Source organism: Stenotrophomonas sp. STEN046 (assembly GCF_056759755.1).
This window is the reverse complement of the sequence record NZ_JBRRDR010000079.1, coordinates 1-7,530: the sequence shown is the minus strand read 5'-3', so window position 1 is coordinate 7,530 and position 7,530 is coordinate 1. Positions and strand designations below refer to the sequence as shown.

At 66.9% G+C, this 7,530-nt stretch carries 8 protein-coding genes, 1 pseudogene and 1 riboswitch; of the genes and pseudogenes, 4 read left to right on the top strand and 5 right to left on the bottom strand.

The features are described 5' to 3' along the window. Positions 1–177 precede the first annotated feature (177 nt). From thiL to ACVOLJ_RS20690, 5 genes are all read right to left on the bottom strand, one after another. A complete protein-coding gene (thiL, locus tag ACVOLJ_RS20710; protein WP_475279255.1) occupies positions 178–1,140 on the bottom strand; it encodes a thiamine-phosphate kinase in 963 nt (320 codons plus the stop codon). A 104-nt stretch (positions 1,141–1,244) separates the two neighbouring features. Continuing rightward, positions 1,245–1,724 carry a transcription antitermination factor NusB gene (gene nusB / locus ACVOLJ_RS20705; protein ID WP_303637897.1) on the bottom strand — a complete coding sequence of 160 codons (480 nt, stop codon included), beginning with the start codon at positions 1,722–1,724 and terminating at the stop codon, positions 1,245–1,247. Next, positions 1,721–2,188, bottom strand: coding sequence for a 6,7-dimethyl-8-ribityllumazine synthase (gene ribH / locus ACVOLJ_RS20700; protein ID WP_475279256.1), 468 nt, complete (start codon positions 2,186–2,188; stop codon positions 1,721–1,723). The genes nusB and ribH overlap by 4 nt, the downstream gene beginning before the upstream one ends. A 137-nt stretch (positions 2,189–2,325) precedes the next feature. After that, a complete protein-coding gene (gene ribB, locus ACVOLJ_RS20695; RefSeq protein WP_475279257.1) occupies positions 2,326–3,426 on the bottom strand; it encodes a 3,4-dihydroxy-2-butanone-4-phosphate synthase in 1,101 nt (366 codons plus the stop codon). Continuing rightward, positions 3,423–4,049, bottom strand: coding sequence for a riboflavin synthase (locus ACVOLJ_RS20690; RefSeq protein WP_475279258.1), 627 nt, complete (start codon positions 4,047–4,049; stop codon positions 3,423–3,425). The genes ribB and ACVOLJ_RS20690 overlap by 4 nt, the downstream gene beginning before the upstream one ends. A gap of 77 nt (positions 4,050–4,126) precedes the next feature. Next, positions 4,127–4,272, bottom strand: a riboswitch (FMN riboswitch). A 231-nt stretch (positions 4,273–4,503) separates the two neighbouring features. Here ACVOLJ_RS20690 and ACVOLJ_RS20685 point away from each other — a divergent pair. The 4 genes and pseudogenes from ACVOLJ_RS20685 to ACVOLJ_RS20670 all read left to right on the top strand — a co-directional run. Beyond that, positions 4,504–5,127, top strand: coding sequence for a hypothetical protein (locus ACVOLJ_RS20685; RefSeq protein WP_475279259.1), 624 nt, complete (start codon positions 4,504–4,506; stop codon positions 5,125–5,127). Positions 5,128–5,277: 150 nt separating this feature from the next. Further along, entirely contained in the window at positions 5,278–6,159 is an 882-nt protein-coding gene (locus tag ACVOLJ_RS20680; protein WP_481564979.1) for a hypothetical protein, read from the top strand. 7 nt (positions 6,160–6,166) lie between these two features. Beyond that, complete coding sequence (locus ACVOLJ_RS20675; protein ID WP_475279261.1) at positions 6,167–6,793, top strand: hypothetical protein; 627 nt, start codon at positions 6,167–6,169, stop codon at positions 6,791–6,793. Between the two features lies 1 nt (position 6,794). Then, a pseudogene (locus ACVOLJ_RS20670) lies at positions 6,795–7,530 on the top strand (hypothetical protein); the annotation flags it as partial.

The following is a 7,530-nucleotide window of genomic DNA, read 5'->3' as shown; positions in this document are numbered from 1 at the left end:
TGCCAACCAAGGTTGGCACCTACCAGGGCAATGCCGATGTGCCTCCGCCACCGTGTGGACACGGGTGGCTGACACATTCGTGCCAACCAAGGTTGGCACCTACCAGAGCAAGGCGGTGGCGCCGCGTGATTTGGACGCGGCGCCGCGGTAGCGCCGGGCCATGCCCGGCGTCATCGCTCAGGCGAAGTGCTGGTAACCGCCCTCGGCGGCTTCGCCATCCATCTGCACGCCCTGCCCTTCAACAATGCGACCGATGCGGGTGAGCGGCAGTTCCAGCGATTCGGCGAGGTAGTGCAGTGCGTCGCGCTGGTCGGCGGCGGCGGTGAAGCACAGTTCGTAATCATCGCCACCACGCAGTGCACAGTCGCGGGCGCCTTCGCGGCCCAGCAGTTCGCGCAGGGCAGACGACACCGGCAGCAGATCGGCGTCCACTTCCGCACCCACGCCACTGCGCGCGGCAATATGGCCAAGATCGGCCAGCAAGCCGTCGGACACATCCACCGCGGCATGGGCGAAGGCACGCAGGCGCAGGCCCAGGGTGACGCGCGGGGTGGGACGCAGCAGGCGCAGACGCAGGGTTTCGTAGTCGGCCAGCAGCGTGGCCGGGGCAATGCTGAGCGCACCCTGCTGCCACAGGCGCAGCGCACCCGCCGCATCGCCCAGGGTGCCACTGACCCAGATGTCATCGCCCAGCTGCGCACGCTCGCGGCGCAGCGCCTGGCCACGTGCCACCTGCCCCATCGCGGTTACCGACAACGACAGCGGGCCACGCGTGGTGTCACCGCCGATCAGCGCGATATCGTGCTGGTCAGCCAAGGCGAAGAAGCCCTCGGCGAAAGCATCGATCCACTCTTCGCTGGTTTCCGGCAGGGACAGTGCCAACGTGCACCACGCCGGGCGCGCGCCCATTGCGGCCAGATCGGACAGGTTGACGGCCAGCGTCTTCCAGCCGATATCGAACGCGGGAGTTTCGACCGGGAAGTGCACGCCGCTGTTGAGGGTGTCGGCGGTGACCACCAGTTGTTCGTTGGGACGCGGCTGCAGCAGCGCAGCGTCGTCGCCAATGCCGAGCACGATGTCGTCACGCGCGATGGTACGGGCGCGGATGCGATCGATGAGGGCGAATTCGGCCAAGGACATGGGAGCTCCGGCGGGGTTGGCGGCAATACCGGGCACCGGTGCCAACCGAGGTTGGCATCTACCAGAAGCAGAACCGGTGCCCGCCGAAGATCGGCAGAGGCGGGTCAGTGACCCGATTCGACCTTGCGCCATTCCACGGCGGCACGGTCCAGTACGCCGTTGACGTAGGTGTGGCCGTGTTCGGAACCAAAACGCTTGGCCGATTCGATGGCTTCGTTGATGACCACGCGGTAAGGCACGTCCAGGCGGTAGCGCAGCTCGTAGCCGGCCAGGCGCAGCACCGCGCGTTCGATGGCATCCACTTCGTCGATGCCACGGTCCAGATACGGGGCGAAGGCTTCGTCGATGTCGCGGCGGTTATCGAGCACGCCGTGCATCAGCGCTTCGAAATAGGCCAGATCGGCGATTTCGCGGGCCTGCTCGTGGGCGAACTGGGCGATCAGCGACTGTGCGTTGCCGCCGGAAATCTGCCAGGCGTAGATGGCCTGTACGGCACGACGGCGCGCGCGCGAGCGCAGCACCGGGTCGACGCCATCGCGGCGGACGGGTTTACCGGAGGGCTTGCCCTGGGTGTTCTTGTTCATGGCAGTTGCTCCAGCAGGTTGACCATTTCCAATGCGGCGAGTGCGACTTCCTCGCCCTTGTTGCCGTGGCTGCCGCCTGCGCGGGCCTCGGCGTCTTCGGCGCGTTCCACTGCCAGCACGCCGTTCAGTACCGGCACGCCGAAGTCCAGCTGCACGCGCATCAGGCCTTCGGCGCAGCGGTCGGCCACGTGTTCGTAGTGGCGGGTATCGCCACGGATCACGCAGCCCAGGGTGAGGATGGCGGCGTGCTCATGGGCGGCGGCCAGGCGCGCGGCGACCAGCGGCAGTTCCCAGGCACCCGGCACGCGGATCACGTCGATGTTGGCTTCGGCAATGCCGTTGCCGGCCAGGCTCTGGCGGGCGCCAGTGACCAGCGTGTCGGTGATGCGGGCGTTCCAGCGGCTGGCCAGGATGGCGAAGCGCGCCGACTCGGGAGTGCGAAGATCGCCTTCGTAGTGGCTCATATGCGGCTTGGGGGATTCGATTAAGAGGGGATTCTACCGTGGATGGGCCCCGGCCGTGGTTGGCGCGGGCCTGCAGGGGGTGCCGACCAACGGTCGGCACCCACCAGAGGCAGGGCGTGGTCGGCACGCCAAGCGGCTTACAGGGTCACTGTCTCCACCACTTCCAGGCCATAACCGGCCAGGCCGATCTGGCGGCGCGGGGTGCCCAGCACGCGCAGCTTGCCCAGGCCCAGGTCGGACAGGATCTGCGCGCCGGCACCGTTGCGGCGCCACTGGCTCACGTCCTTGTCCTTGCCCGGCACCACCGGTGCCGGCTGCTGGCGCAGGCGGGCCAGCAGCGCCTCGCCATCGCGCGGCGCCGACAGCACCACCATCACGCCCGCGCCTTCGGCATCGATGGCACGCAGCGCATCGGTGGCGGCCACGCCGAAATCATCGCGGCGCCAGTGCAGCAGGTCGGCCAGCGGGTTTTCCACCTGCACGCGCACCAGGGTCGGGGTATCGGCATCCGGCGTGCCGCGCACCAGCGCGAAATGCACGTCGTGGGCGATGCGGTCGCGGTAGGTGACCAGCTTGAACGGGCCGAACTCGGTCTCGATCTCGCGCTCGTCCACGCGCTCGACGGTCTTTTCGGTGGCCAGGCGGTAGGCGATCAGGTCGGCAATGGAACCCATCTTCAGGCCGTGCTCGCGCGCGAACACTTCCAGTTCCGGGCGGCGCGCCATGCTGCCATCCGGGTTGAGGATCTCCACCAGCACGCCAGCCGGCTCCAGCCCGGCCAGCATGGCCATGTCCACGGCGGCCTCGGTATGGCCGGCGCGGGTCAGCACGCCGCCCGGCTGGGCGATCAGCGGGAAGATGTGGCCCGGCTGGTGCAGATCGGCCGGCTTGGCATTGGGTTTCACCGCGGTGCGGATGGTGTGGGCGCGATCGTGGGCCGAAATGCCGGTGGTCACGCCTTCGGCCGCTTCAATGCTGACGGTGAAGTTGGTCTGGAACTGCGCGGTATTGGCCTGCACCATCGGCGCCAGGCCCAGATCGGCGGCGCGGGTGCGGTTCAACGGCAGGCACACCAGGCCACGGCCGTGGGTGACCATGAAATTGATGTCGCTGGCCTTGACCAGTTCGGCGGCCATGATCAGGTCGCCTTCGTTCTCGCGGTCTTCGTCATCGACGATGACGACCATGCGGCCCAGGCGGATGTCTTCCAGTATCTCCGGAATCGGGGCGAAATTCATGCTGCATCTCCATGCGGGTGCTGACCGTTGGCCGGCACACTGATCAGGCGCTCCACGTAGCGGGCGACCAGGTCGATTTCAAGATTGACTGCACTGCCCACGCCTGCGGCGGAGAAGGCGGTGTTGGCCACGGTGTGCGGGATCAGGGCGACTTCGAAGCCTTCCTCGTCCACTTCGTTGACGGTGAGGCTGACGCCGTCCACGCAGACCGAACCCTTCTTGGCGATATAGCGGCGCAATGCGGCCGGTGCAGCGAAACGCCAGCGCTGGGCGCGTGCATCTTCGTGGATGGACAGCACCTGGCCGAGGCCGTCGACATGGCCGCTGACCAGATGGCCGCCGAGGCGGTCGGTCGGGCGCATGGCGCGTTCAAGATTGATGACCGCCCCTTCGGACAGCTGGCCCAGCGTGGTCAGGCCCAGGGTCTCGGTGGACGCATCGGCCTGGAAGCTGCTGGCGTCGAACGCGATGACGGTAAGGCAGACGCCGTTGATGGCGATGCTCTCGCCCATCTGCACGTTGTCGAACGGCAGGTTCCCGACGTTGAAGGTGAAGCGGACATCGCCGCCGATGGATTCGCGTGCGGCCAGACGGCCGACGCCTTCGATGATTCCAGTAAACAAGAAACGTTCTCCGCGAAAAGTGAGCGAAAAACGCCGCAAGGCAAACAGGCGGGCGCAGGGCCGCAAAGGCCCTGTAGCACCGTCTTCTTTCATCCGGACTATACCGTCGGCTCCGGCATTGGACCGGATCTGCTGACCCCCGGCGGTCAGGCCGGGGCGCTCGCGGGCTCGTGCTTGCGCACCTACCGCCGGTGGGGAATCGCACCCCGCCCTGAAGACGTTTGTGTACCGGCGAACCGGCCCGGGCATTGTAGCAGCCCCCTCAACCGTGCCGGGACGGCCCCGGCCGGCCGCCGTTCAGTTGTGACGGGGGTCGCGCAATGGCAGGCGCAAGGCCGCCAGTGGCTGGCCTTTCGTAAAACTTTCATTAAACTCGGCGCTCGGACGACATGAGGTCGCCACGGACTGCCGCCATGGTAGGCCGCCAATGGACTGAATATTCACGGGAATTCCCATGCGCAAGATCCTGATCGCGGCCGCCCTGCTGGCTGCTGCTCCGTTCTCGGCCTCGGCCGATGCCCTCAGCTACACCTACGTCGAGGGCGGCTGGACCCAGGTCCAGACCAACGATGACGTCTTCAATGACCCGAAGCTGGACGGCGGCTACATCCGTGGTTCGGTCGCGCTGGCCGAGCAGGTGCACGTGTTCGGTGGCTGGACCCAGACCAGCAAGACCCTGCGCTACAGCGACGGCTCGATCAAGTTCGAACTGAACCAGCCGGAGCTGGGCATCGGTTACCACATGCCGTGGAGCGACCGCGTCGACTTCACCGCGGACATCGCCTGGGTGCGCCAGAACGCCGAAGTGACCGTCAAGATCGATGACATGGGCAACGGCAAGGGCAAGGACCACACCAACCTGGTGCGCGGCACCATGGGCGTGCGTGGCAAGCCTTCGCGCATGACCGAAGCCTGGATCAAGGCCGGTTACATGGACGGCGGCAACGAATTCGAAGGCACCTGGGTCGGCACCGTCGGCGGCCAGATCAACTTCACCAAGACCTGGGGTCTGGTGGGCGAGATCTCCGGCTACCGCGACGTCACCCAGTACTCGGCCGGCGTGCGCGCCAGCTTCTGATTGCTCGATCCTCGTCGTGTGATCGAACGGGCTCCGCAAGGGGCCCGTTTTTTTGTTGGCCGCTGGATGCAACACGCATGGCCACCGCATGCCATCGAACAGGCGGGCAGATGCGCTAGGCTTGCCCGCCTCTGGAACAGGAACACCGTCATGAAGACCCCCATTCGCACCCTGCTTGCCAGCGCCCTGCTGTGCGCCCCCCTGCTGGCCTCGGCCGCACCGGCACAGCTGACGCCCGAGCAGACCTTCGATCTGTATGCGCGCGCCCTGCTGGAAGGCGATGCCGCCGCCACCCGCACGCTCAACGATGCCTTGAAGCCGGCATTTGATGGCCAGGATTCGCTGACCCCGGTGCCGGGCATGATGGCCCAGGCGCTGGCAGAACCGTGGCAGACGGTGCTGGCCGTGGCAGCGGTGAAGGGCGATCCCGCAGCCGCCGAGGCGATGTATGCCAAGGCACTGAAGGACGCGCAGTGCCGTGCCACGCGCAGCACCGTGGAAGACAACGAATTCGTGGACGACCAGAAAATTGCCAGGGTCGAGTTCAGCTGCCAGCTGCCGGATCTGGACAGCGTGCGCCCGTTGTTCACCGCCAGCCTGACCAGTGATGTGCAGGCCACCCGCAAGCAGTTCACGCAGGCCTACACCAAGGCCCTGCAGAACGGACCGCGCAAGCCAGCTACCGGCATCCTTACCCTGTACACCGCCAAGGACAAGGGCTACTGGTACAGCAGCAACTTCGACGATCTGGTCGGCCCGGTGCTGGGCGGACTGGCCCCGTTCGAAGAATGGATCCAGGACGCAGACGCTGCCAAGGCACCGAAGGTGACCGGCGTGCCCGGTTGCGACCTGCTGCTGCAGCAGCACCGCAGCTGCGTGGCGAAGATTGCCCCGGACCAGATCAGCGGCGTGGATGCGATGGCCGAGGAACTGAAGGCCAAGGCGCAGGTGATGTCGGCCGAGGAGATGACGCAGGAGTGCAAATCGCTGCGGCCGATGGCCGAGATGATGTGGACCGACGCGTGCGGCTGAGGTGCGCATGCTGAAAACATGGGGGCTGGCAGCGCTGCTGCTGGTCCCCTGCGCTGCACAGGCCACCGCTGGCACGCTGACCAACGCGCAGGTGTTTGACCTGTACGCGCAAGTGGTAGTGCACGGCGATGCGACGGCACAATCCGCGCTGGCTCGTTACCTGGATGCCGACAAGGGAGCGGCGATTGCCGCAGCCTTTGCCAGCGTCAGCCGGCTGGACAGCGCACCGGAAATGGCCGATTGGCCGCAGGCCGCCGCCGCGTTGCGTGCGCGCCAGGCCTCGGTGCGGTGCACGATTGACAGCGTGCAGTACCCGCTCGGGCCTGACGGTGACAATGCTTCGGTGGACTACCGTTGCACCCTGCCGGATCTGGTGGCACTGCTGCCGGTGTATCGGCAGCAGCCGGTGCCGTTCAATGGACCGCACCCACCACAGATGGCACCGGCACTGGCGGCGGCGTACACGCAGATGATCGCCGATGCGCCGACTCGGGAGCGGACCGTCACGCTGGCCTTCGAACGCGACCGCAGCGGTCGCTGGCGGGCCGACCCCTCGCCGCTGATGGGGACGTTGGCCGATGCCTTCCTGCCGTTCTTCGAATGGAATGAACACCCGCCCGGTGAGGATCACTGACGTGCGCAATCGCCTGTGTCTGACATCGATGCTTGCGTTGCTGTTCGTCGCCACATCGGCGTGCGCGCAGACGCCCATGCTCACGCCCGAGAAGAGCTTCGACCTGTTCGCGCGGTTCCTGCTGGAAGGCGATGCCGAGGCGGCAGCGCAGGTCTCGGCAATGTTCGACATGCCACCCCGCAGCGAGCGCTGGGAGGCGACGGTGGAGCGGATGATGGTCGGCGAAGCACCGGAAGACAACGCACAAACGCGCCTGGGCCGCGAACTGTCGCCGATCCTGGCCGAAGCACTCCGGCAGACGCGCTGCCGCAGCACCGGCAGCGCGCGCAGCGATCGCGATGGCATCCAGGTTGCGATGGTCGACTACAGCTGCCAGATGCCTGATTACGCAGCACTTGCGGACAGAACATTTTCGCCCCTGCTTCGCGAGCAGGTGGCGCACGACAACATCCTGGTGATGATCCGCGTGTGGATGGATCTGCTGCAGAGGGCCCCGAAGCGAACCTACACCGCTCAGGTGACCATGGCCCGTGCCGGTGAGCAGGATCCCTGGGGGCCGCAGGACCTGCCGCAGATGCACGAGTGGATCCAGATGCTGCTGACGCTGCCCGATCCCAGTGCATCCGCCGGGCAAGGCCCCGGACAACCACACGCCGCACCGCCCAGGGACCCCCCGGGCCCGGCCCCCGCCCCGGGGTACCACCCCCCCACCCGGGCCCGACGGCACCGACGCGGCG